Raw genomic sequence first — 24,269 nt, forward strand, 5'->3', positions numbered from 1 at the left:
TCTCTTTCCTTTTGCCTTTTTACTTTTATCTCTTTCCTTTTGCCTTTTTACTTTTTCCTTTTTCCTTATTTACTCGTTTTGAAAACAATAGAACCAAGAATTTTCTTTAACTCATTTGATTCACCACATAAATAAGCTAATTCTTCGTCATGATTTTTCTCATTAATTATTGCGCTAATAATTCTCAGCCAGTAATTAGATTCTCTCATTTCTTTTAAGGAAATTCTAACTTTATTATTAAAATCGGCTTTTGACGAGCCTGCTTGGCTTTCTTCATAATTAGCGCCGGCTGAAGTAGAACATTTTGCTAATTGATACCTAATAACATTAAACTCTGGAGTTTTCGGTAACGTTGGCAGGAATTTTAATACTCTAACAGTAAAATCAAACAACCTCGTTTGTAATTCGTTTTCCTTCATATTTTTCTCTTCTACTTTTAGATTCCAACTCCCATCTTTTTCCTTTTTCCTTTTTCCTTTTTACTTTTATCTTTAACCATAACCATTCCATTTTCTAACTTAACAATTGCGCGTTAATCAATATTTGTTCGAGATGTTTTTTATCTGCATCATTTAATTGTGACAGCGGTGCGCGAGGTTCACCGCCAAAATACCCTAACATATCCATTGCCGCTTTTAATCCCGGTACACCGTATTTAGTTGTAACAGCGGAATTAACTGGAATCAGTTTTTTTTGAAGTTCGATAGCTTCATTTAATTTTTTTTCCTCAATCAATTTTTGAATCTGCACACACTGGTTGGGGGCAATATTTGCGAGTGCAACAATTCCTCCCTTTGCACCTGCAGATATACCAGGAAAAAGAACAGATGCCGTTCCAACCAAAACAGAAAAAGATTCATCAGTATTCGAGATGAATTCAATTGTCTGTCGTATATTTTCCGAGCTATTTTTTATTCCGATTATATTTTTGTGTTCTGAAAGTTTTGCGACGGTAAACGCGTCAATATCTACGCCGGTAAATTTCGGCACGTTATAAATTATCACCGGCACTTTACAAGCGTCGGCAATAGAAGAAAAATATTTTATAAACGCTTCATGTTTCATTTGAGACTTATAAAAAGACGGAGTAAGTATTAGGACAAAATCTGCTCCAAGTTTTGCTGCATCGTTTGAAAGTGATATAGTTTCCTTTATTGAATCAGAGCCTGTACCTGCAATAACGATTTTATCACTGGGTGTAAATTCTCTTACTGCTTCAACAAGTTTAAGTTTCTCTTCCCTTGTTAAAAATGCACTTTCGCCGTTAGAGCCCATTATCACATATCCAGCTAATCCGGTTTTATTCCATTTTTCAATATTGAACTTAAGTTTGTTTAGCGAAAGTTCATCATTTTCAAACGGAGTAGTTATCGGAGGGAATATCCCGTGAAGTTTTTTCATTATTCTTCCTATATAAATAGCCACTAATGCGCGAATAATTTTTGTTTTAAAAAATATTTTTTAGAACAAACCAAACATTTGCTGGGCGTTCTGCAAGCCTCCTCATATACCATGGGTACCATGAAGCTCCATAAGAAATTAGGACCCTCACTTTATAACCATCTTTTGCAAGTTCTTTTTGCAATTCCGGTTTTATTCCGTATAGCATTTGAAATTCAAGTTTATCTTTTGGCAAATGAATTGTTCTAGCTTCATTAATTATTTTTCCTATGAGCTTTTCATCATGTGTAGCAAAAGCTGAGCGTATATTCTTCTCTTTAATTTCTTTCATAAGCCTTTGAGATAACTTAAAATAATTTTCATCCACAGCTCTTTTTTGTGGGAAAGCAATATTTTCTGGTTCTTTATAAGCTCCTTTCACCAGACGAATAATTGGGCGAAAATCGATTAGTTCGTTTAAGTCTTTTTCTGTTCTGTAAAGGTAGGCTTGTAAACATAAGCCAACGTTATCGAATTCAAATTTAATTCTTTTATAAAAGTCGATGGTTCTTTGTGTATACAAACTTCCTTCTATATCAATCCACGAAGTGGTGGATTCCCCAAAAACAGTATTGTTTAGGATTGCATTTGCTTTTCCTATTATAGCTTTGAAGTTGTTGTAAGTTTCTTCTTCTGAGATATCAAAGCCAAGTTGAGTTAGCTTAAGAGAAATTTCAATATCAAGATTTTGTGATTTGATTTTGTCAATCAGCTGCAAATAATGATTTTTTACTTCATCAGCTTCATCAAGATTTTTTATATTTTCTCCTAATCTTGTATATACCGTTGGTATACCGAGCAGAGCTAATTTTTTCGACTCAATAAAAGCTGCTTCTTCAGTCTCGCCTGGCATAAATCTTTTTAAGGCTTTGCGAACGAACCAAATATTTGGCACGTGTTTTTTTAGAAAAGTGCTTTCAGACATTTTAAGTAATATGTTTCTTGAAATGCTCATTTATTTATCCTGCAAATCGTTTTAGTTTATTCATAAATATTAACAACAGAATTACAGAAACAGTTAAAATACCTGTCAAAATTAAAAAATATTGATGATGTTGAAAATCGCTGTAAAACTTGCCAAGGAAACCAGAGCCGTAACTACCGAGTGCTGTTGCACCAAACCAGCCTCCCATCATTAATCCTTGAATTTTAGGCGGTGCTACTTTTGTTACAAACGATAAGCCTAATGGAGAAATTAAAATTTCAGCGAGAGTAACAACAAGATATGTTGAAATTAACCATAAAGGCGACATATTGTTTTGGTCTAAATTACCCCCAAGCAGCGAAGCAGGTATCATAATTGCCATTGCAATTCCCATTATAAACATTCCTATTAAAATTTTTACTGGCGTTGCTGGTTCCTTACCTGCTTTATTTAATTTAGAAAAATATGCCAACATCAATGGCGTAAGTGTTAGAATAAAAAATGGGTTAAAAAATTGATATGTCTCCGGACGTAATATATTAGAAATTATTGTTGATCTTTCTGCGAAGAGTGTTAAAGCAAATCCATTCTGATAAAATCCAACCCAAAAAAAGCTGACAATCAGGAATAAAATAACAAGCGTAGCTATTCTTTGTTTAAACTCTTCTTTAGGAATTTCTCTATAGTTCTGATTTTTTATCTCAGCAGCAGAAGATTGTTTTCTGTAATCAAAAACAATTAAGTTTTTTTTGCCAAGTTCAAAAATGATAATACAAATTAACAACCCTAAACCTGCTGCAGCAAACGATACATTATAATTTCCAAATAGATTAAATAATAACGTTGCAGCTAAGGGAGCTATTGCCGCCCCAAGGTTTACACCCATATAATATATATTGAATCCAGCATCTTTTAATTCTAATTTATCGTGATATAAATTGCCTACCAAAACTGCAATGTTAACCTTAAAAATGCCAGTTCCAAAAGCTATTAAAAACAATCCAATAAAAAATAGAGTTACAGCATTAGCAGAGGAAAGGAACAGAAATGCGAATCCAAATGACATGACCCATGCACCAATTCGTACTGTATTAAAATTACCCAAGACTTTATCACCCAGCCATCCACCTAAAATTGGGATAAAATAAACAAGGGCAAGAAACCAACCATAATAATTACCTTTTGTAGCATCATCCCATTTAAATTCCTTTTCCATATAAAGCACTAAAATTGCCATAAGTGTATAGAAGCCAAAACGCTCCCACATTTCAGTGAAAAAAAGTACTATAATTCCTTTTGGGTGTTTTTTGAACATTGTTGCTCCAGGTTATTCGTTAATTCACTTAGTCAATTTTTTTTGTTGTTTTTGTAGTAAATCTCATTTTCACATTCAGATAGTTATGTGGTAATTGAAAATCACCGTTTATTAATGTTTTTTCTTTCGTGACCCAGCCTTTTATTTGCTTTTCTGCCCTTATTGCTTCTATTGGATTATAGAATTCATGAGTGTAGACAAGTTCAATCGGGCAATCTTTTAGCAGTGTAATTTTGTTTCTCTCCATCCTCATGTTCCTTAAGTCTCCTTTCAAGATTGTTTGTTACGTTTGTGTAATAGCTTTCCTCAGAGCATTTTACATTCTCTTCATTCCTCAGACCCCGCTCGGAATTACTGACGAGGAGTCGAATCATCGCAAATAATCATCTCACTAAAAATCCGTGTTTTAACGGATCTTTTGGATCGATATAAAAAACGCTTTTGCCGGTAATAAAAGCATTTCCTTCTATTTCTGGTATTACAGCTCTATAAGGACCAAATTTCGTTTCAGCAACTGCTTTCCCAATAAACTTAGTACCAATTATACTTTCAATTATCATAGGCTGGTTTAATTTTATTTCGTTATCAAAATAATGCAAAGCCATGCGGGCACTTACGCCGGTACCGGTTGGACTTCTATCAACTTCCCCATCTGCGAAGATGCAAACGTTTCTACTATCAGCTTCATTTGAATAAGATTTACCGTAAAAGATTGTTCCATAAAGAAAACTCAATTCATTATCGAAAGGGTGTTCAATTTTAAAATTATTCATAACTGTTTTTTTTATAAGCATTCCTTTATGGATTAATTCATCTACATTTTCTTGTACCAGCTTCAATCCAATTTCTTCAGCTTTTACAAATACATAAAAAGCACCACCAAAAGCTACATCAAACTTTACTTTACCTATTTCGGGCACATTTATTAATTCATCTTTCATTAAAACAAAAGAGGGAACATTGTGAAAGTAGATAGACGATATTTCATCATTTTCTATTTTTGCATAAGAAATAATTTGTCCAGCAGGAGTATCTATCTTAATAGTAGTAACGGGCGAGTTCTTTTCCATCATTCCAGTTTCCAAAACAACTTTTGTTAAGCCGATTATTCCATGTCCACACATTGTACTGTACCCTTCATTATGGAGGAATAAAGCACCAAAGTTGGAATCTTTTCTTTCAGGTGGAGTAATAACACATCCGTACATATCGGCATGACCTCTGGGCTCCCACATTAATGCTTTTCTGAAATCATCTAAATTTTCCTTCATGTACTGGCGTTTTTCCAGAATGGTATAACCTTTAATTTCTGGTAATCCGCTTAAAATTATACGAAGTGGTTCACCTGCAGTGTGAACATCAATAGTTTCAATTTCAGTCCAATCTTCAGGGTGCATCCATTCAGCAATTTTTCTTATTCGAAAGGTAGTTGACATTCAATTACCATCAAGATCGACTTGTTTATACATTAAATTTTTTCGGAGGACATGGCTTCTACTCCATCTATTGACTTGGGTATAGGAACACCTAATACTCTGCAGCCTTTTGAAGTTATTACAATATCATCTTCAATTCTTATACCGCCGAAGCCAATATAATTTTTAACTTTATTGTAGTTAATGTATTTAACAAACTTTTTTTCTGCTTCCCATTGATGGATTAACTCTGGTATGAAATAAATTCCTGGTTCAACAGTTAAAACAACTCCCGGCATTAATTCTTTCCCGTATCGAAGGGATTTCAATCCGAACTGTTCACTCCTCAAAATTTTTGTGGAATAACCTGTGTATTGTTCCCCAAAATTTTCCATATCATGAACATCTAAACCAAGCAAGTGACCTAAACCATGTGGGTAAAACAAAGCATGCGCACCCTCGTTTACAGCTGTTCTCATATCACCTTTCATAAGTCCGAGCGCTTTTAATCCTTCTGCAATTACTAATGCTGATTTTAAATGAACTGACCGCCATGTAATTTTTGGCTTAGCTGTTTTAATTGCGGCTAATTGTGCATCAAGTACTATTTGATAAATTTCTTTTTGCTTTTGTGTAAATTTACCTGATACAGGGAAGGTCCTCGTGATATCGCTTGAATAATGGTTAAAAGATTCAACACCTGAATCGTTTACTACAATATCACCATTTTTTAAAATATTGTTATACGAATGATTATGTAAAGTTTCTCCATGTTTAGAAAAAATAGTTGGGAACGAAAGTCCATTTCCCATAGAAAGAGCTATGCCTTCAATAAAACCCGCAATTTCTCTTTCAACCATTCCATTACGAGCAAGCTGCATAGCTGTAGTTTGCATCACATAAGAAATTTCAATTGCTTTTTCGATTTCTTTTAATTCTTCATTAGATTTTATACTTCTTTGATCAGCTACTGCTTTAATTAGTTCAATTGAGGCGTAATTATTAACCGCATTCGCATTTATTCCTAAAAGGTTTTCAAGTTTCAGCATATTGTCATATCTGTATTGAGGCACATAATGAATTTTTCTTCCTTGTGAAATTGCTTTTTTGATAAACGATTCAAGTTGGGAAAGTGAAGAGATATTAGCAACTCCTACATTTGCTGCTAATTGTTTTATAGTTGGTTGTTTGCCCATCCAAACAATATCGTTAACTGTAAAATCGTCCCCAAAAATTATTTCTTTGTTTTCGTCAGCATCAATTATTGCAAAAAGTCCCGCTCGGTCTAAACCAAAGTAATAAAGAAATGTGCTATCCTGCCTGTATTTGTATGTGTTGTCAGCGTAATTCATCGGTGCTTCATCGTTGCCAGGGAAAAGAATTAAGCCGGTTTTAATTTTCTTCTTTAGCTGCTCTCTTCGTTTAATGTAAATTTTTTTATCAAACATTTTTTGACCTCATTAATTATTTTATGATTAGAATCTTACTAGATACCTCTAAGTCTCTAACAAAAAATATGAACTAAAAGTTAAATTAATGAAAATTATTGTCAATTGAGTAATAAACTCAACAGTACTAGACCTAATTTTTTACTAAGAAATTTTATTTCGCAAAAACAATATTTTACGTTTTGGCTTACACTGAAAAATCAATTCCTAATAAACTTTAGAGTTAATATTCTTTACACATTAAAATCTACAATTATTTTACAGACATATTATAAAAAGGATATTACAAATAACATTCGAATTCATTAAGTTACTGCAACAAAAAAATGAGAAATGTATGGCTGCACTTAAAAATTACTCAATGCTTTTTATTTCTCTTATTTTGCTAAGTTGCTCTTCAATAACTTTAAAGCCTGTAAGATACGGTTGGCCAATTGAAGATGTTCAAAAAGTTGACCAAAAGGGTTTTATAAACATCAACAGGTACTCCACAAAAATTAATGTTAAGCAAATCTTCTTTTTAGAAACAAACGATTCAACAAACGTTAAGGACAAAGAAATTAGACTTATTAGAGACGATGCAGGCTTTTATTACTTTACTTCCCCCGGCTTCAAGCATGTGTATATATTTAAATCTGACGAAGGCTCGATGAAATTAGAAAACCAAATACTAATAAACCAAGCGGGGTTAAAATCTCCGGCAATGAACCAAAGAAATTCTTACATAGAAATAATTGACGGTGAAAAAACTTATATGTTGAACAACAAAGGAATAGTGAGGTAATTTCTATGAGCAGATATATTCACCAAACAATAGTATTGTTGACTTTAGTCCTTTTTCTCAGCTCAATAACTTATTCACAATCAGACTACGAAAAAGTTAGGAACTTTAAGACTAAATACAAAGAAATCGAAGACTCGCTTAAAAATGCCAAATCGTTTGACGATGTTTTAAGGGCGCAGGACAATTTAGAAAAACTAAAAATCGAATTTTCAAGCAGCAGAGATTTACTTGACAAAAGCTTATACCCCGAAAGTTATAACTCAGCCATTGAAAAACTTGAAAATGCTATATTGCTACGTAAAAGTGACTTCAGCCAAATTGTTGAATTAAAAACTCAAGTTGACACATTAAAAAGCCGGATAACAATATTAAACGAAAAAAATGCAAGTCTTCTTTTACAGATAAAGGAACTTCAACTAAGTCAAAAAAAAGATAAACAAACAATTGCATCACTACAAAAACTTGTAGCTACATTAAGAGCAAATTTACTCCAACGTGACGAACTTGTAAGAAACATAGTTGATAGTTTGCTTGTCTCTTTTGTGAAAGCGCCTTCTTCAATGAGCGATGCAGAAAAACAAAATATTTTCAACAAGATTGATTCAGGCAATTTGTTTTACAATATTGAACGAGCAATCTCAGATAACATACAATTCCTTAGTGTCACATCTTTAACTCCAGATGACCTTAATGAAATAAAGAAACAACATAAAGAGTTTTCCGGTTTATGGAAAAAGATCGGCTCTAAGCTTTCTGAAGTATACTTAAATAAATCAGAAAAAATACGAGAAATTAGTCTAATCGATAACATGTTCGAACAGTGGAATCAAAAAATAAACGAGGAAATATGGTCCTCGATTAACAAAGAATTCAGAAGTAAAGATATACCTCTGTTAGCCTTTAACAATGGCGATGAATTTACAGTTAGCATATCAAACTACATAGACGATGAAATAAAAAACCTTTCTGTTAGAAGAAAAAGTGAAGCGCTAAAAACCTTCGATACTTTTACGGATTCAGTTTGGTTCGGAAAAATAAAACCAATTTGGGTTCCGCTATTAATTAATAATAATCTTTTAACCGAAGCACAAAAAGATACTATAGAAAACAGAATTGCACAATGGAAAGAAAAAGTTGAGCCATCTGGCATCCCAATATGGATTTATATTATTGCTGCTTTATTGATTTTATCATTTTTTATTGCTTTGTTCAGGAGAAACAAAAATCAAAAAGTAATCCAAAAAACAACAGAACAATGAGAGCAAAGAGTTACAGAGAAATTAATGTATTTAATGCATAGGCTCTTTAATAATACTCATGTTCTTTAATTTAGACTGGTAGATAGTGGAATTCATACACATTTTAAGTCTTTTTGTTATTGGATTAATTGCTGCATTTATTAATGTAAATGCAGGCGGCGGTTCAGCTCTTACATTGCCCGCATTAATATTCTTAGGATTAGATTCAGCAACTGCAAATGGAACTAATAGGATAGCGGTTATTTTACAAAACCTCTCAGCCGTTGCTTCATTTAAAAAAGAAAAGTACGAACAGTTCAATTTAAGCATAAAACTCTCTCTCTTTACTCTGCCAGGTTCAGTGATTGGAGCAATAACCGCAGTTAAAATTGGCGATGAATTATTCCAAAAAATTTTAGGAATAATAATGATTGCTGTAACAATCACAATGCTTTTACCTCAATCAAAAAATTCAATTACAATTGATAATGCCGACAAAAAGCTAACCCCCTCAACTATAATTTACTTTTTGCTGATTGGTTTTTATGGCGGATTTATTCAAGTAGGGATTGGTTTTCTCTTGATGATTGTGCTTCACAAAGCAATGAAATTTAGCCTTATTTATGTTAACATGCACAAAGTATTCATTGCACTTTTTTTAACAATACCAGCTTTTATAATCTTTATTATTAACCATAACGTTAATTGGTACTGGGGATTAATACTCGCCCTTGGAAATGCAACCGGTGGTTGGTGGGCAGCTAAAATATCAGTTAAAAAAGGTGATAGATTTATACGCGTAATTATAATTCTCGCAATATTAATAATGGCTCTAAAGTTAATAGGTATAATATTATAAATACCAATATGATTACACTACATTTTATTCCATAGTTTTATATTTTTAGCAGAAAAAATAATTATGTATAAAATACTCGTACTTGGAGCTGGATTAATAGGCGGACCAATTGCAACAGATCTTTCAAATGAAAAAAACTTTGAAGTCACCGCCGCCGATATTAATCAAAAATTGCTAAACAAACTCGGCACAAAAATTCATAAAATAAATATTGATTTATCAATTCAACACAACGTAAGAGAAATTATAAAGGATAAAGATATAATTGTAAATGCTCTGCCAGGTTTTATCGGCTACGCTACCTTCCAAACAGTTATTAAATCAAAGAAAAATGTTGTTGATTTAGCCTTTTATGAAGAAGACCCCTTTACCATTGATGAATTAGCAAAACAAAATAATATTACCGCTTTAGTTGACTGTGGTGTATCGCCAGGAATAAGCAATTTGTTAATTGGCAGAGCAGTTTCAAAAATTTCTTACATAGAAAATATTCAAATATTTGTAGGCGGCTTACCACTTAACCCAGATAATAGATTAAAGTACAAAACAGTTTTTTCTGTAACAGACTTATTAGAAGAATACGTTCGTCCTGTAAGATTAATTGAAAACGGCAAACTTAAAATTAAGCCGCCTCTCAGTGATATAGAACAAATAGAATTTGCTGGTGCAGGCTTGTTAGAAGCTTTCAACAGCGATGGCTTAAGGACATTGATAACCACTACAAAAGCAAAAAATATGAAAGAGAAAACTCTCCGTTACCCAGGTCACGCAGAAAAAATATTACTCTTAAAAGATGCGGGATTTTTAGACAAAGAAGAATTTATGATTAAAGGAGTTGCTGTTTCCCCATTCGAAATTACTGCAAAAGTTCTATCCAAGTCTTTAGCACTTGGCAAGAATGATAGAGATTTTACCATTTTAAGAGTAATTGTAGAAGGAAAGAATAACAGGGCAAAAATAAAACTCACGTACGATTTGTTAGACAAATTTGATGAACAAACAAAAACTCATTCAATGGCAAGAACAACAGGATTTATGGCTTCAATGTGTGTTAGATTAATTGCTTCTGGAATTTTCTCCAAAAAAGGAATTTTTCCACCCGAAATATTAGGCAAGGATGAAAAAGCAAGTGAATTTATATTATCTGGATTAAAACAAAAAGGTATTTCAATTGAAAGAAATTACGAAGAATTCCAGATATAAGTTAAATAAAGAAAAAACCTTTGCCAGTCTTGCTATAAATTTTTTTGTAAATCTAAATAGCCCCAAAAAACTTCCACATTCTACCGAAGTTATGAATCCATACAGAACTAGAGAAGTACAAAAAATCATCTGCAATTTTTTTTATAAATTTTACAACGATACTAACAACAGAATTTTTATCTTAGGAATAAATCCTGGCAGATTTGGCGGGGGAATAACAGGAATCCCATTTACTGACCCAATTAGGCTTGAAGAAAACTGTGGCATAAAAAATCCCTTTCCTAAAAAGCTCGAACTTTCAAGTAGATTTATTTACAAAGTTATTGAAAAATTCGGTGGACCAGAATTGTTTTATTCTAAATTTTACATCTCAGCATTATATCCATTAGCTTTAATAAAAGATGGGGTAAATTATAATTACTATGATAACAAGGAACTATACTTTGCATTAAAAGATGAAATTAAATATTTTCTTAAAAAACAATTCCAGTTCGGCGCAAAAAACGATTTTGTGATTAGTCTTGGTAAGAAAAACACAAAATTCCTAAAAGAAATTAATGATGAGCTTTTACTTTTCAAAGAAATTATTACCTTAGAACATCCTCGTTACATAATGCAATATAGGCAAAAATTTATCGGCAAATACATTTCTAAATATTTAGAATGCCTCAATAGTTTTTAATCCAAATTTTTCAGTGAAAAATGTGAGTTAAAGATTACTATCTGCTCATACTTGCTAATGCTTCTTTAATTAAATCTTCTATAGCTATGGATGGATTTTTATCTAAAACTGCTCTAACTGCTCGTTCGGCAATTTTCAAATTGTAGCCCAAATTAATCAACGCATTAACAGCATCGATTTTTAAGTTAGAACTTCCTTTCGAAATAAAATCAGTTTTTTCAGCAAACGATTCAACTTTATCGCGCAATTCTACTAATAAACGTTCTGCCGTCTTTTTACCGATACCTGGTATAGCTGTCAAACGAGCTAAATTATTCATCCTCAATGCCTCTTGCAGTTCTTCTATTTCTATTCCGGATAAAATACTTTGTGCAATTTTAGGACCGATACCGCTCACAGAGATAAGCATTTCAAACATTTCTTTTTCATCTAATGTATAGAAGCCATAAAGTTCCAGTGAATTTTCTTTTAATGCAAGAAAAGTATAAAGTGAAGCTTCTTGCTTTTCAGCTAATTTCTGAAAAGTAGAAATAGAAATATTAACAAGGTAACCAACACCATTTACATCTAAAATAATTTTTGTTGGTTTTTTTGAAACTATCTTTCCGCTTAGATATCCAATCATATTAATCAACTAATTAGTTGGTTACAAGCCGCTTAAAATTTTATCGGGATTTTCAGCTATAAACTCTTTCCAATTTTTACTTCTTCGAAAGTTTGAACTCATTTTAAAAGCATGACAAACTGCAACAGCAAGCGCATCACTTTCATCATATTTCATCTTCTTTTTTTTTAAGCCGAGCAATTTTTTTATCATAAATTGAACTTGTTCTTTTGAAGCGGCTCCATTTCCAACTACTGATTTTTTAACTTCTCTTGGAGAGTATTCTTTTAATGGGATATTATTATTAATTGCTGCTAACAACGAAACACCTCTTGCGTAGCCAATTTTTAAAGCAGATTGAACATTTTTTCCGTAGAATGCTGTTTCTAACGCAAATTCATCAGGCTTATAAAATTTTATTAGCTTATCTAATTCATCGTATATCATTTTAAGTCGTGGAGCCATTTCTTTTGTGTTAGGCAGTTTAATAAATCCAGCAGCAATTTGTATAGTTTCGTTATTTTTAAAATCAATTATACCATATCCAGTAAAAATTGTACCGGGATCTACTCCTAAAATTCTCATAACAAGTTAAAAACTCATTTTTAGTTTTTATGAAAAATCTGCCGCTGTATAAACATTTTGTACATCATCGTTGTCTTCTAATGCTTCAATTAGCTTTTCCAATTTCTCTGCAGTTTCACCCGATACATTAATTGTATTTTTTGCAATCCACTGTATTGAAGCATTTTCAATTTCTAATTTTTTTTCTGCCAAAGCTTTACGGACACTTTCAAAATTTTCCACAGAAGTTGTAACTTCAAAGAACTCATCTTCAGTCTGAAGATCTTCTACTGGTGAGTCTATTATTAACTCCATCATTTGGTCTTCTGTCATCGAGTTGCGTTTTACGGTAATTATACCTTTTCTTTCGAACATCCAAGCTACAGAATTAGCCTCGCCTAAAGAGCCGCCATTTTTACTAAAAGCATGTCTAATTTCAGCCACTGTTCTATTTTTATTATCGGTTGCGGCTTCTACAAGAATAGCTACACCGCCCGGGCCATAGCCTTCATAAAGTACTTCATAGTAAACTGCGCCTTCAAGTTCACCAGTAGCTTTTTTAATTGCACGCTCAATATTTTCTGCAGGCATGTTAGCAGCTTTAGCGTTATCGACCGCAAGTCGAAGTCTAGGATTGCCATCAATATCACCGCCACCTTGTTTAGCTGCTATGGTAATCTCTTTAATTAGTTTAGTAAACAGCTTTCCCCTTTTGGAATCAATAACTGCTTTTTTTCTTCTTATAGTCGCCCATTTTGAGTGACCCGACATATTTTTCTCCTTGCTTTTTTTAATTCTGTAATTCTTTTACTAACAAATCTTTTATTCTTATTTGAGGAAACAATTTTCCATCTTTAGATACTGTTTCAATAGTGTATACAATATCCACCAAATTTTTATCTTTATCAATTAAGTCAACGTAGTAACCCAAATTAAAACCAATTGCATCAAATACTTTTTCATTTCCATTTTGTTTAAATACAGTAGAAAGATGATTTGTACCAACAAGGCGGGGCTGATAAACGAGCGAAACATCTTCTGACATAAATACAGGCCGCATATTACCGGGTCCAAAAGGTGCAAATTGATTTAATATCCTTACAAATTTTGGCGTTATTTCCGAAAAGTGAATTTTAGCATCTATTTCAATTTCCGGCAGCCTATCATTTTCTGATAAATTTTGTTTAAGAATAGCATTGAATCGCTGCTTAAATTCATCAATCTTATTGATTTCAACTGCCAAGCCGGCAGCAGCCTCGTGCCCGCCAAATTGCAAAAGCAAATCCTCACATGCTTGAAGTGCCTCATAAATGTTAAATCCAGGCACACTTCTGGCTGAACCTTTAGCTACACCATCAACAGTAGTAAGCATAATCGATGGCTTATGAAATTTTTCTACTAAACGTGAAGCTACTATCCCAATTACGCCAGGATGCCAGTTATCATCGTGCAATACTATTCCAAGTTCATTTTGTAAATCATAATTTTGTTCTACCAGCGAAACCGCATGTGAAAACGTCATTTCATCTATCTTGCGGCGCTGTTGATTTTCATTCTCAAGAACTATAGCCAACTCCTCAGCTTTTTTGGGGTCTTCTGTAGTAAAAAGCTCAACTGCTCGGTTTGCATCGCCTAACCTGCCAACAGCATTAATCCGTGGAGCAATTGAAAATACAATTTGTCCAGCTGTTAAATTACCTGGTTCCATTTTTGCTGCTTTAATTAACGCAAGTATTCCCGGCCTGGGATTAGTATTTATTAAATCAATTCCTTCTTTAACGAGAATTCTATTTTCGTCAATAAGAGGAACAATATCTGCTGCACCTGCAAGTGCTACTAAGTCAAGGTATTTTAACGCCATATCTTTGTTGCCAATTCGATAGCCGATAGCTCTTGCTAATTTAAAAGCTACACCTGCACCAGAGAGGTATTTAAAGGGATATTGGCAGCCAGGTTTAATTGGGTCTAATATGGCAAAAGCATTTGGCAATCTTTCTTTAGGCTGATGGTGGTCACAAACAATAGTATCAATTCCAAAGGAGTTAGCGTAATCAATTTCCTCTACTGCTGTAATTCCGCAGTCAACAGAAATAATAAGTTTAATTCCGCGTTCTTTTAAATAATCTATACTTGAGGGGGAGATTCCGTAGCCTTCTGTAATTCTATTTGGTATGTAAGTTTCGACACGCGCGCCAAGTTCTTTTAAAAAAAGGAACATCAGTGATGCAGAGCATGTGCCGTCAACATCATAATCACCGTAGACGCAAATCTTTTCGTTATTAGTAATTGCATTTATTACACGAATTGAAGCCTCTGACATACCATCCATAAGGAAGGGGTCGTGAAGGGAATCTAAAGATGGGCGAAAATAAGATTTAGCTTCAAAAAAATTTGTAACACCTCTATTTACAAGAACTGTTGCAAGTGCGTTAGAAATATTAAGGCTATCTGCCAATGCAAGAACTAAATTGTCTTGTGGTGTTTCTTTGAACTTCCAACGTTTTTTTAGCATTTTATTAAATATAGAAGGCAAGCAACAAGTCAAGACTATAAGCCGAATTCTGTAATCCCGCTTCAAGCGGGACGGCAGTTATTTATCTTGCTCTGTTATCTCTAACAGAGTCTAAGCGGTCTACCCAAAGGGACTTGATGGCGAACAACCATCTCTTTCGAACTAACGAAAGAGCCCTTTTACTTGACCTTGCTCCAAGCGGGGTTTACCATGCCTTGTCCATTACTGTCCAAGCGGTAGGCTCTTACCCTGCCTTTTCACCCTTACCCCTCGTCTTCACTCGGGGCGGTATTTTTTCTGTGGCACTTTCCATAACCGAGAACTTTCGTTACTCGGCTTCCGGGTATTACCCGGCGCTTCGTTCTACGGAGTTCGGACTTTCCTCCCCGCCACTGGCGGGACAACTGCCCATCTTGACTCATTGATTGCTCTTCTACTATCCTTTTTTTAAATAATATTTTTTCAATGAACTGAATATAACAAAAATTTATTCTTTAGGCATTCCGAAAAATTAAGACTGTATTTCTCCCTTACTAATTCCCCATTAAATTCGATATAAAATTCAGATTTTTTGAGCTGGAACTTGAAATTATTATCTTAATTATTGCAGTTAATGGCACCGAAAGAAACATTCCTACAATACCCCATAAATAACCCCAAATTAGCAGCGATAAAAGTATAACTATTGGATTCAGCCCAAGACGATCACCAAAAATTTTCGGCTCTACTACATTGCCCATCAGATTCTGTATTAATATTAAAAAAACAGCTACAATAAGTGTGTAACTAATCGATTCAAACTGAACTAATGTCATTAGTGATGCAAGTATTACTGCCAAAGCAGAACCAATGTTCGGTATAAAATTTAACAGAACTGAAAGAACTGCCCATATAATTGCAAACTCTACTCCAAAAACCCACAGAACAATACCGATTAAAGATCCAGTAATTAAGCTAATCAAAAATTTTGTCGTGATATATCTTTGAACTTGTTCTGTAATATCCTTAAAAGTTCTCTTTAATTTCTCTTCACGTTCTGCCTTAATTTTTTCCATTTCTTGTTCAAATTCTGAATTCATTTCCTTTGGAACATTTTTATCCTTTTCGTTTAGCTGCCTTTTAATTTTTTTTATAGAACCCCTAATATTTTTTTCTACATACCTTTTTCTAATCACTTCAAATATTCTATTATGGCCACTGCTTATAAAAATAAAAAAGAATAAGACAAAAAAAACAGAAGAGAACAAACTTAATGTTGATGAAAACAATCCAGAAGCAATACCGCTATAGTCAAGTTCTTGCAAGACTTTTGTAAGATTAAAATGAGTTAAAGCTTCGTCTTTTATGCCTAGATTAATAGACATAGCCGAAACAATATTATTTAGTTTGCCTTCAAGAAGTGGTAAAGCGCCTTTAAACTGTGTAAATGAATCAATTAAAAACCTTGAAATACCCCAAATGAAAACAGCTGTAATTAATACATCAATAAAAATTACCGACCAACGGGGGATTTTATTTTTTGTCAACACATTATTTAATGGCTCAAATAAAAAGAATAAAAAATATGCTATTATAAAAGGTATGAAAATATGCTGTAGTTCTTTCATAACAAGCAGAATAACAAATAATCCAATCACAGTTGTAAAAAACTTAACTGTAGGATCAGAATTTCGTCGTTTCATAATAAAAACTTTGTTATTAGAGATTTCAGTTTAAATTTTGTACTAAAATATCAAATAATTTCTTATTATACGCATAGTATTCAAAAAATTAATTTATTCTGCTTAGATGCAAAATAAAATTAGTTATCAAAGCAGTAAATTTTATATTGTAATTTTTGTTGTAGGAATTGGCATAGCTTTTATAATTCTAACGGGTTTGTTTTACGGCATTAAGCTAAATTATAATTACTCCAAATTAATTCAGGCTACTATTGGAATACAAACAAATCTATCAAAAGCAAGAATCATTTTTTTAGAAAATTCAAATAATCCTGCAATGTTAAGCAAGGCATGGAATTACTTAGAATCAGTTGAACTAAATGCAAAAGTCCTAACTGAACAAATTGACAATTATACGTTTATTCCTCTACCATACAACGATATTGAGTTTTCCGAAAAAGCACAAGAAATCCGCAGGGAATTAGTTAACTACAGAGCTCTTTCCAATAAACTACTAAAAGCACAACCATCGGAAATTTCAAAAATAGAAACCGAATGGGAGTACACCTTTAGTGAAATTAATGCAAGAACCGACCAAATAGAAAAGCAGCTTGAAAGTTTAATTGATAATAATTCCAAGGTATTTCGGTTTATTCAATTACTATTAATTTTGGCAAGTCTTTTATTAGCATTTATTACATTATTAGTTTTTATCAAATATGAAAAACAAAAGCGCCAGTATTTAAGGGATATTGGTGAAGCTCGACGCTCTTTGGAAAAGAAAACCTTAGAAAAAAAACAAACAGAAGTTATTCTTCAGGAAACCGAACGAAAATTATCTACTTTAATGAAAAACCTGCCGGGAATGGTATTCCGTTGTAAACCTGATGAAAACTATACTGTAGAATATGCCAGCGACGGTTCACAGCTAATAACTGGATATAAACCCGAAGACTTGATAGAAAATAAAGTGGTTTCATACGCATCACTTATTCATCCAGACGATAAACATAAGGTTCAGCAGCAAATTATTGAAGCAGTTGAAAGCAGGAAGCCTTTTCAATTAGTTTACAGAATTGTAACTGCAAGCGGATATACAAAATGGGTTTGGGAACAAGGCATTGGAATTTTTTCAGAAACCGACGATGAGTTGATTGCATTAGAAGGATTTATTACTGATATAACTGAACAAAAAACGATAGAAGAACAATTATATCTCCAAAGTACAGCATTAGAAGCTGCTGCAAATGCTATTGTTATAACCGATCAAGATGGTGCGATTTTGTGGGCTAACTCCGCTTTCTTTAAAATGACTGGTTATTCATTAGCAGAAGTATTTGGCAAAAAGATGAATTTTCTGAAGTCTGGCAAACATGATAACACCTATTACGAATACATGTGGAACACCATTAAAAGTGGTAAGAACTGGCGAGGTGAATTGATTAATAGGCGCAAGGACGGTTCATTATACAATGAAGAAATGTTTATTGCACCTGTAATAAACCCCAAGGGTGAAATAATTCACTTCGTTGCCATTAAACAAGATATTACAGAACGAAAAATAGCAGAGCAAGCATTAATTGAAAGTGAGCTTCGCTTTAGAGGGCTTTATGAAAACGCAACTGTTGGTATGTATAGAACAACTCCCGACGGAAAAATTTTAATGGCTAATCCCGCACTTATAAATATGCTGGGCTATAAAAATTTTGATGAACTTTCAAAAATAAATGCATCCGATGTTTATTTTGACAAAAACTCACGGGAAAAATTCAAGCGAATAATAAATAACGAATATAAAGTTAAAGGTATGGAAGTTGCCTGGAAAAAGGCTGACGGCAACATTATATTTGTCAGGGAAAGTGCCAGAGCAGTCAAAGATGCTGACGGTAGAATAATTTATTACGAAGGAACGGTTGAAGATATAACTGAAAAGAAGAAAGCTGAAGAAGAACTTATATTAGCTAAAGAAAAAGCCGAACAATCAGACAAGCTGAAATCTGAATTTCTATCTCAAATGTCACACGAAATTAGAACACCGATGAACGTTATTATCAGCTTTAATAATTTGTTGAAGGAAGAATTATACTACCAAGTTGATGACGAACTGAAAAACAGCTTTGACGTTATTGAAGAAGAGAGCAAACGAATTATTAGAACTGTAGAATTAATTTTAGATATGTCAGAAATTCAAACCGGTCAATACCATCCAACATTTAAGAAATTGAATTTATTTGATGATGTTATAAAGCAGCTTCACGTCGATTTCACTCCACATGCAAATAAAAAGAATATCGTTTTTGATCTTCGCAAAGAAACAGATTTAACTATTGTTGAGGCCGACGAATATTCCATTAAACAAATTTTTAAACATCTTATTGAAAACGCTATTAAATTTACTGAACAAGGGAAAGTTGAAATATACATTGGTTTAGACCCGATAAAAAGATTATATGTTCAAGTTACTGATACAGGTGTGGGAATATCAGATGAATATATGCCTCGACTTTTCACACCATTTACAAAAGAAGAAATCGGCTATACAAGAAAGTTTGAGGGCAACGGTCTTGGATTGGCTTTAGTAAAAAAATATTGTGAGCTAAACAACGCTGAAATAAAGGTTGTAAGCAAAAAAGGTAAAGGAAGTATTTTTAGAGTAACTTTTTTAAAATCGCCAATTAAAGAAATTCTTCACAAAATCTAACACAAAAAAATTTTAATAAGAATCTTAGTATTTAACTCACAGAAATAAAATCAAGTAAGTTTATCCTTTCAGTCAATTCATTAATTTTTGAACTAATATTTGTTTCCTTTTTATCTTTTTCTTGAAGCGTCTTTTTCAGCAGCTCATCTAAAGTAATTAGTGTTTCTTCCAGCTTTTGATTAATGTCGTATCTAAACTTTATAAATGATTCCTGTATTTTGTAATTAATATCGTAGTTAATTCTGCCACAATTCATTTCAATCTTGTTTTTTAGATTATCAGCTACACTTGTTACAATTTTTTTCTCGATAAAATGTTTAGGCATAATTAAAGATAGGAAGCTACTTTTCAACGCTATTGGTATGTAATCAACATCGAATTTGTAATAAAAGCTTGTGTATACATCTAAATCAAAAGTGCTACTTAAGCTTTCAAAACTTACATCTGAATTAATTGACATAGTTTTTGTCAACTCTCTTAAAAAACCATTAGAACCATCATAGTACTTTTTAATTAATTCCTTAAATTTATTTATTACCTCGCTTTCTAGGTCCGACTTTAATTTATCAAACCTATCGCGAATTTCGTTAAAAATTTTAATTTGATATTCTTCAGCACCTAATTCCTTTATGTTTGTTACTGTATGCTGCGGTTTTAGCAGCAATGGGTCTATAAACTCAGAACATAGGGTATTTTTTAGTTTAGTAATTTCATCTGTAACAAATGCTTGAAGTTGTTTTATTCTCCCATTCATTACAATATCAAACTCATCTTTATCTTTTTTTATTGTATCAAGTGACTGCTGAAAAGACTGATATTGATTTTTTAACTCCTCAAGCGGCATTTTCATACTGTTCAATTCAAAGTCAAGCAGAGATTTTATTTTCTTAGCAATAATTGATATTCTATTTTTTGTAGATATTAATAGCAGGTCGTTTTTTTCAGTCTCTACAAAACTTTCAAGTTTGTCTCTCAATGGTATAATTTTACTTTTTTCAATCATCAAGTTGTTCTTATTTCTATAACCTTCCAAGGCATATTTACTAGAAACCAGATAAAAATCATAATTAGTCCCATCGAACAGTTGGTTCAATTCGTTTTTGTTAAACGAAACAATTTTATCTATCTCTTTATCAGTTAATAAATCAATTTTATTTAATACGAACAGTATTTTAGGTACATTTTCTTTAAGGTCTTTTAAAAAATTTATCTCAATTTGTGAAAGGGGGTTATCTGCAGAAAGCAAAAAAACAGCAGCATCAATTTTTTCTATGAATTCATACGTCGTTAATGTATTATGGCTCAATGTAGAACCTACACCTGGTGTATCAATAATTGATATATTTTTTAATATCTCAGAAGGTGAATAAATTCTTACTATAGAGACGTTTTTACAATTAAGTTTATTTTCTTCTTCAGAAATATATTCACCAACTTTTTCAACGGGTATCTTAAGTTTTGTATCATCTCTAAAGCTCACTTCTGCTGAAGTTTCATTTCCATATTCAATAAGCGTAATTACAGATGTAAGCGGAACAACAGCTGTAGGTAAAATCTCATTTTCAAGCAAAGCATTTATAAATGTAGATTTCCCCCGCTTGAACATTCCTAGTATGACAAGATAAAATTTCTTTTGTTTTACTTTTTCACTTAACTCATCGATCTCCTTCATTATAGTGAACAGAGAATAAACAGTTGAAATGTCCTTTAGTTGGTTCAGCGTTTTATATATATTATTTTCGTTCATAAGAAAACATTTAACAATTTTTAATTAACGATTCTTAAATGCTTTCAGGCCGGCAAAAGTAGAGTTGCCCTCTAATTCCTCCTCAATTCTAATTAATTGATTGAACTTAGCAATTCTTTCGCTGCGGCATCCACTCCCGGTTTTTAAATGCCCAGCACCAACAGCTACTGTTAAATCCGCTATAGTGGTATCTTCAGTTTCTCCGCTTCTGTGGGAAACAAAACAATTATAATTATTTTGATAGGCCAGGTTAATTGTATCAAGTGTTTCGCTCACGGTACCAATTTGATTTAGTTTTATTAAAATGGAATTAGCTACTTTTTTATCTATTCCTTCCTTTAATATTTTTGGATTGGTGCAAAAAATATCATCACCTACAAGTTCTATTTTACTGCCAAGTTCAGCTGTTAATTTTTGCCAGCCTTTCCAATCGTTTTCAGCCATTCCATCTTCAATTAAAATTATTGGATAATCGTTTATCCATTTTTTCCAAAGTTCAATTAGTTCATCTGAGGAAACATAATGTTGATCAGATTTAAAAAATTTATACTTGCCATCTTCCCACATTTCGCTTGATGCTGGGTCAAGGCATATTGACACATCTTGGCCTGGTTTATATCCTGCTTGACTAATAGCATCAAGAATAATTTCAACTGCTTCTTGATTTGATTTTAAGTTTGGTGCAAATCCACCCTCATCACCAACACCAGTTGAATATCCTTTCTTTTTTAATATTTCTTTAAGCGTATGAAAAATTTCCACCCCAATTCTTATTGCATCTTTAAAAGCAGTAGCATTATGCGGTGCTATCATAAACTCTTGAAAATCCACATTATTATCTGCATGTCTTCCACCATTAATTACATTCATGCATGGTACTGGTAGGATATATTTTTCTTTATCTGACAAATAACGATACAATGGAATTTTTTTTGAAGCTGCTGCGGCTTTTGCAAAAGCCATAGAAACACCTAATATAGCATTAGCTCCCAACTTTGATTTGTTTAGTGTTCCATCCAATCGAATCATTTGTACATCAATTTCTTCCTGTGAATTAAATTCTTTGCCTACAATATCGTTAGCGATTATTTGGTTCACATTTGCAACAGCTTTTGAAACACCTTTACCTTTAAATTTTGTTTTATCGCCATCGCGTAATTCAACTGCTTCTCTTTCGCCCGTGCTTGCACCACTTGGCACAATAGCCCTTCCCAAAAAATCACCATCAAGCAAAATATCAACTTCAACTGTTGGATTACCTCTTGAGTCAAGAACTTCTCTGGCTTTTACATTTTTAATTTTCATGTCACTTGTTCCTCGTTTGTTGTTTTAGTGTTTATGTTAATATTTCATTATAACCATTTTTATTCACATTCTTTTTAGAAGCCGAATATTCAAGTAATTGCTGCCACGACTTCTTTTCGTCTTCTGTTATTTCTATTTTGGATTGATAATCATGCTTTTGAATAAAGTTAGTTAAGTTGTTAAACAACTTATTTAATTTAATTTTCTGTACATTAACAAAGTATGTAATTACTTCTTCATTTGGTGCTTCATTTAACAGGTACAAAAAGTGTCTTCTGCATAAAAGTACGTTATTGTTTTCGTACAGCTTTTGAAATTCTTCATCTTTATAAAGTCTAATTATCTCATGAGTATAAAAAGATTCACTGTGTTTTTGATTTTCACATGCTGGACATTCACCATTAGCAGCAAGTTTTTGCAATATTTCTTTTCTATAATAATTAAAAGTTCGCTTGTTGTATTTCCGCTGGGGTTCTAAGATCCTGCTCAACAATTTTAATTCTTTCTGCAACAGAGTTTCGTATAAGACAGAAATGTTTAATCCATCACTTTTTATTTTTACTTCTGTTTCTTTCAACATGTAAGTATGTGTATTGCACATGCCGAAAGATGCGAGCATTTTTTTATGAACCGCAGCATCAAGTACGTACTCGTAAAGAAGGAATTCAAAATACTTTTCTAATGAATTAAGCATAATCATGCAAATAGGGCAGCCTTCCTTCTTTAGGCTTTCCTTCAATTCAACCCAACTTAATCCTCGTTTAATTGCTGAAATTTCACTGCTCTCCATTTGATTGTTACTCTCTTTTCTCAAACAAACTATCCCCTTTAACGAGCTTTGGATATTTTGGATTTGTTAAATCCCTTATATCTTGTGTGTAGATTAAACTTATTGTTACATTTCTATCAAGTTCAGGGAATCTAAGATTTTTATAGTCAACAATTTTTTCTTTCTGCAAATGCACTTCCAATTCATCCCTATTAAAATATATTTTCCCACATACGCCGCACCTATATTGTTTACCTGACAATGTTTCTATTGCAAATGGGATTTTGTTTTTCATCCTAAGTTTTGCTGTAAGCTTAGGTACCGACATACTGTTTCCCTTTAATTATTTTTTTGATTTGTTCATTATTCATCGTAGCTGGTATTTTTTGTCTGCTGATGTGCAATCCAACAGAGGTAGCTATAACAGCTGCCATAACTGCATCTGTTAACCAATGCTGGTCGTGATAAATTCTCCCAAAAAATGTTAATACTGCAAGTCCATACCAAAATATTTTCCATAATATATTATTAAATAACGAAGCCATAACAGCTGAAAATGCAAAAGCAACAGCTACATCTCCAGAAGGCAGCGAAAGATGGTCGTTCGGTCCTAATGTAAAAGGAACAAAAGAAAAACTACCATGCCCGCTATAAGGCCGCCACCTGCCGAATATTGATTTTAACACAGTTACAATTATACCTGAGATAAAAAACGCCTCGAAAATTTTTAATCCAATTAGCCGTATTTTTTCTTTATTAAAAACTATACCTCCGCCGTAAAAAATTACTACTGCAGCTATTGTTAAATATAATTTCCCATAAAAATGACCAACAGAAAAAATTGTATCAAAAACAGAACTGTGGATCTGTGAAAACCAAAGTCTTACAGTTGAATCGACAAAAAAACTGATTAAATAGCATACTAGTAAGCTTAAGGCTAAAAGACTGTTTATTTTGACAAATTTTATTAATTGTTCAAAGTAAGACTTTGCATCGTTATAAGTATTTATTAAATCTTCTTTTAACATATACATTATGGTTTGTTTTTAGGGTTTAGTTGTAGGTTTTACAGAGGCAAGACTCCTACAACAAACCAT

The 24,269-nt window shown here is 32.7% G+C and carries 24 protein-coding genes and 1 other RNA gene; 6 read left to right on the top strand and 19 right to left on the bottom strand.

Features of this window, described 5'->3' with window-relative positions; translation table 11 throughout:
- Nucleotides 1-65: 65 nt before the first annotated feature.
- The 8 genes from ABRY23_09270 to ABRY23_09305 form a co-directional block, all read right to left on the bottom strand.
- Entirely contained in the window at nt 66-419 is a 354-nt protein-coding gene (locus ABRY23_09270; protein ID MFA3783238.1) for a four helix bundle protein, read from the bottom strand.
- Nucleotides 385-510: a hypothetical protein gene (locus ABRY23_09275; GenBank protein ID MFA3783239.1), complete on the bottom strand. Its 126-nt coding sequence runs from the start codon at nt 508-510 to the stop codon at nt 385-387. The genes ABRY23_09270 and ABRY23_09275 overlap by 35 nt, the downstream gene beginning before the upstream one ends.
- A 3-nt stretch (nt 511-513) precedes the next feature.
- Nucleotides 514-1,401: a dihydrodipicolinate synthase family protein gene (locus tag ABRY23_09280; protein MFA3783240.1), complete on the bottom strand. Its 888-nt coding sequence runs from the start codon at nt 1,399-1,401 to the stop codon at nt 514-516.
- A gap of 46 nt (nt 1,402-1,447) precedes the next feature.
- Complete coding sequence (locus ABRY23_09285) at nt 1,448-2,395, bottom strand: proline dehydrogenase family protein (GenBank protein MFA3783241.1); 948 nt, start codon at nt 2,393-2,395, stop codon at nt 1,448-1,450.
- 4 nt (nt 2,396-2,399) lie between these two features.
- Nucleotides 2,400-3,680, bottom strand: coding sequence for a peptide MFS transporter (locus ABRY23_09290; protein ID MFA3783242.1), 1,281 nt, complete (start codon nt 3,678-3,680; stop codon nt 2,400-2,402).
- Nucleotides 3,681-3,708: 28 nt separating this feature from the next.
- On the bottom strand, nt 3,709-3,927 hold the full coding sequence (locus tag ABRY23_09295; protein MFA3783243.1) for a hypothetical protein: 219 nt from the start codon (nt 3,925-3,927) through the stop codon (nt 3,709-3,711).
- A 136-nt stretch (nt 3,928-4,063) separates the two neighbouring features.
- Nucleotides 4,064-5,116 (bottom strand): proline racemase family protein, encoded by a 1,053-nt coding sequence (locus ABRY23_09300; GenBank protein MFA3783244.1) that lies wholly within the window; start codon nt 5,114-5,116, stop codon nt 4,064-4,066.
- A 32-nt stretch (nt 5,117-5,148) separates the two neighbouring features.
- Entirely contained in the window at nt 5,149-6,543 is a 1,395-nt protein-coding gene (locus tag ABRY23_09305; protein ID MFA3783245.1) for an aminopeptidase P family protein, read from the bottom strand.
- 337 nt (nt 6,544-6,880) lie between these two features.
- Here ABRY23_09305 and ABRY23_09310 point away from each other — a divergent pair, with 337 nt between their 5' ends.
- The 5 genes from ABRY23_09310 (at nt 6,881) to ABRY23_09330 (ending at nt 11,309) form a co-directional block, all read left to right on the top strand.
- A complete protein-coding gene (locus tag ABRY23_09310) occupies nt 6,881-7,327 on the top strand; it encodes a hypothetical protein (GenBank protein ID MFA3783246.1) in 447 nt (148 codons plus the stop codon).
- 5 nt (nt 7,328-7,332) lie between these two features.
- The gene (locus ABRY23_09315; GenBank protein MFA3783247.1) at nt 7,333-8,586 is read left to right on the top strand and encodes a hypothetical protein; all 1,254 of its coding nucleotides are present in this window, start codon (nt 7,333-7,335) and stop codon (nt 8,584-8,586) included.
- An 85-nt stretch (nt 8,587-8,671) separates the two neighbouring features.
- The gene (locus tag ABRY23_09320; protein ID MFA3783248.1) at nt 8,672-9,424 is read left to right on the top strand and encodes a sulfite exporter TauE/SafE family protein; all 753 of its coding nucleotides are present in this window, start codon (nt 8,672-8,674) and stop codon (nt 9,422-9,424) included.
- 63 nt (nt 9,425-9,487) lie between these two features.
- Complete coding sequence (locus tag ABRY23_09325) at nt 9,488-10,627, top strand: saccharopine dehydrogenase C-terminal domain-containing protein (protein ID MFA3783249.1); 1,140 nt, start codon at nt 9,488-9,490, stop codon at nt 10,625-10,627.
- Nucleotides 10,596-11,309: a uracil-DNA glycosylase family protein gene (locus tag ABRY23_09330; GenBank protein ID MFA3783250.1), complete on the top strand. Its 714-nt coding sequence runs from the start codon at nt 10,596-10,598 to the stop codon at nt 11,307-11,309. The genes ABRY23_09325 and ABRY23_09330 overlap by 32 nt, the downstream gene beginning before the upstream one ends.
- 37 nt (nt 11,310-11,346) lie before the next feature.
- On the opposite strand, the gene ruvA is transcribed toward ABRY23_09330, so the two are convergent.
- The 6 genes from ruvA to ABRY23_09360 form a co-directional block, all read right to left on the bottom strand.
- On the bottom strand, nt 11,347-11,934 hold the full coding sequence (gene ruvA / locus ABRY23_09335; GenBank protein MFA3783251.1) for a Holliday junction branch migration protein RuvA: 588 nt from the start codon (nt 11,932-11,934) through the stop codon (nt 11,347-11,349).
- 21 nt (nt 11,935-11,955) lie between these two features.
- Nucleotides 11,956-12,498: a crossover junction endodeoxyribonuclease RuvC gene (ruvC, locus tag ABRY23_09340; protein MFA3783252.1), complete on the bottom strand. Its 543-nt coding sequence runs from the start codon at nt 12,496-12,498 to the stop codon at nt 11,956-11,958.
- Between the two features lie 27 nt (nt 12,499-12,525).
- Entirely contained in the window at nt 12,526-13,248 is a 723-nt protein-coding gene (locus tag ABRY23_09345; protein MFA3783253.1) for a YebC/PmpR family DNA-binding transcriptional regulator, read from the bottom strand.
- A 19-nt stretch (nt 13,249-13,267) separates the two neighbouring features.
- A complete protein-coding gene (recJ, locus tag ABRY23_09350; GenBank protein MFA3783254.1) occupies nt 13,268-14,989 on the bottom strand; it encodes a single-stranded-DNA-specific exonuclease RecJ in 1,722 nt (573 codons plus the stop codon).
- Between the two features lie 22 nt (nt 14,990-15,011).
- Nucleotides 15,012-15,409, bottom strand: an RNA gene (gene rnpB, locus ABRY23_09355) — RNase P RNA component class A.
- A 113-nt stretch (nt 15,410-15,522) separates the two neighbouring features.
- On the bottom strand, nt 15,523-16,671 hold the full coding sequence (locus tag ABRY23_09360; protein MFA3783255.1) for an AI-2E family transporter: 1,149 nt from the start codon (nt 16,669-16,671) through the stop codon (nt 15,523-15,525).
- A 106-nt stretch (nt 16,672-16,777) separates the two neighbouring features.
- On the opposite strand from ABRY23_09360, the gene ABRY23_09365 reads away from it, so the two are divergent.
- Entirely contained in the window at nt 16,778-19,351 is a 2,574-nt protein-coding gene (locus ABRY23_09365) for a PAS domain S-box protein (GenBank protein MFA3783256.1), read from the top strand.
- Between the two features lie 31 nt (nt 19,352-19,382).
- Here ABRY23_09365 and ABRY23_09370 read toward each other — a convergent pair whose 3' ends face one another.
- The 5 genes from ABRY23_09370 to ABRY23_09390 are packed head-to-tail and all read right to left on the bottom strand — an operon-like array spanning nt 19,383 to nt 24,206.
- The gene (locus tag ABRY23_09370) at nt 19,383-21,098 is read right to left on the bottom strand and encodes a dynamin family protein (protein MFA3783257.1); all 1,716 of its coding nucleotides are present in this window, start codon (nt 21,096-21,098) and stop codon (nt 19,383-19,385) included.
- 24 nt (nt 21,099-21,122) lie between these two features.
- Entirely contained in the window at nt 21,123-22,403 is a 1,281-nt protein-coding gene (eno, locus tag ABRY23_09375; protein ID MFA3783258.1) for a phosphopyruvate hydratase, read from the bottom strand.
- A 31-nt stretch (nt 22,404-22,434) separates the two neighbouring features.
- Nucleotides 22,435-23,217, bottom strand: a complete 783-nt coding sequence (locus tag ABRY23_09380; GenBank protein MFA3783259.1) for a DUF6062 family protein — start codon at nt 23,215-23,217, stop codon at nt 22,435-22,437.
- A complete protein-coding gene (locus ABRY23_09385) occupies nt 23,201-23,467 on the bottom strand; it encodes a C2H2-type zinc finger protein (protein ID MFA3783260.1) in 267 nt (88 codons plus the stop codon). The genes ABRY23_09380 and ABRY23_09385 overlap by 17 nt, the downstream gene beginning before the upstream one ends.
- A 19-nt stretch (nt 23,468-23,486) precedes the next feature.
- Nucleotides 23,487-24,206, bottom strand: coding sequence for a phosphatase PAP2 family protein (locus tag ABRY23_09390; GenBank protein ID MFA3783261.1), 720 nt, complete (start codon nt 24,204-24,206; stop codon nt 23,487-23,489).
- Nucleotides 24,207-24,269 lie beyond the last annotated feature (63 nt).

It is taken from the genome of Melioribacteraceae bacterium 4301-Me (assembly GCA_041538185.1).
In the GTDB taxonomy this organism is placed as follows: Bacteria; Bacteroidota; Ignavibacteria; order Ignavibacteriales; family Melioribacteraceae; genus Pyranulibacter; species Pyranulibacter aquaticus.

Coding starts and splice junctions, on each gene's coding strand:
- ruvC (MFA3783252.1), bottom strand. CDS start 12,498: ATGAGAATTTTAGGAGTAGATCCCGGTACAATTTTTACTGGATATGGT.
- ABRY23_09295 (MFA3783243.1), bottom strand. CDS start 3,927: ATGGAGAGAAACAAAATTACACTGCTAAAAGATTGCCCGATTGAACTT.
- ABRY23_09385 (MFA3783260.1), bottom strand. CDS start 23,467: ATGAAAAACAAAATCCCATTTGCAATAGAAACATTGTCAGGTAAACAA.
- ABRY23_09300 (MFA3783244.1), bottom strand. CDS start 5,116: ATGTCAACTACCTTTCGAATAAGAAAAATTGCTGAATGGATGCACCCT.
- ABRY23_09315 (MFA3783247.1), top strand. CDS start 7,333: ATGAGCAGATATATTCACCAAACAATAGTATTGTTGACTTTAGTCCTT.
- ABRY23_09370 (MFA3783257.1), bottom strand. CDS start 21,098: ATGAACGAAAATAATATATATAAAACGCTGAACCAACTAAAGGACATT.
- ABRY23_09390 (MFA3783261.1), bottom strand. CDS start 24,206: ATGTATATGTTAAAAGAAGATTTAATAAATACTTATAACGATGCAAAG.
- ABRY23_09345 (MFA3783253.1), bottom strand. CDS start 13,248: ATGTCGGGTCACTCAAAATGGGCGACTATAAGAAGAAAAAAAGCAGTT.
- ABRY23_09290 (MFA3783242.1), bottom strand. CDS start 3,680: ATGTTCAAAAAACACCCAAAAGGAATTATAGTACTTTTTTTCACTGAA.
- ABRY23_09305 (MFA3783245.1), bottom strand. CDS start 6,543: ATGTTTGATAAAAAAATTTACATTAAACGAAGAGAGCAGCTAAAGAAG.
- ABRY23_09310 (MFA3783246.1), top strand. CDS start 6,881: ATGGCTGCACTTAAAAATTACTCAATGCTTTTTATTTCTCTTATTTTG.
- recJ (MFA3783254.1), bottom strand. CDS start 14,989: ATGCTAAAAAAACGTTGGAAGTTCAAAGAAACACCACAAGACAATTTA.
- ABRY23_09325 (MFA3783249.1), top strand. CDS start 9,488: ATGTATAAAATACTCGTACTTGGAGCTGGATTAATAGGCGGACCAATT.
- ABRY23_09285 (MFA3783241.1), bottom strand. CDS start 2,395: ATGAGCATTTCAAGAAACATATTACTTAAAATGTCTGAAAGCACTTTT.
- ABRY23_09275 (MFA3783239.1), bottom strand. CDS start 510: ATGGAATGGTTATGGTTAAAGATAAAAGTAAAAAGGAAAAAGGAAAAA.
- eno (MFA3783258.1), bottom strand. CDS start 22,403: ATGAAAATTAAAAATGTAAAAGCCAGAGAAGTTCTTGACTCAAGAGGT.
- ABRY23_09270 (MFA3783238.1), bottom strand. CDS start 419: ATGAAGGAAAACGAATTACAAACGAGGTTGTTTGATTTTACTGTTAGA.
- ABRY23_09360 (MFA3783255.1), bottom strand. CDS start 16,671: ATGAAACGACGAAATTCTGATCCTACAGTTAAGTTTTTTACAACTGTG.
- ABRY23_09280 (MFA3783240.1), bottom strand. CDS start 1,401: ATGAAAAAACTTCACGGGATATTCCCTCCGATAACTACTCCGTTTGAA.
- ABRY23_09365 (MFA3783256.1), top strand. CDS start 16,778: ATGCAAAATAAAATTAGTTATCAAAGCAGTAAATTTTATATTGTAATT.
- ruvA (MFA3783251.1), bottom strand. CDS start 11,934: ATGATTGGATATCTAAGCGGAAAGATAGTTTCAAAAAAACCAACAAAA.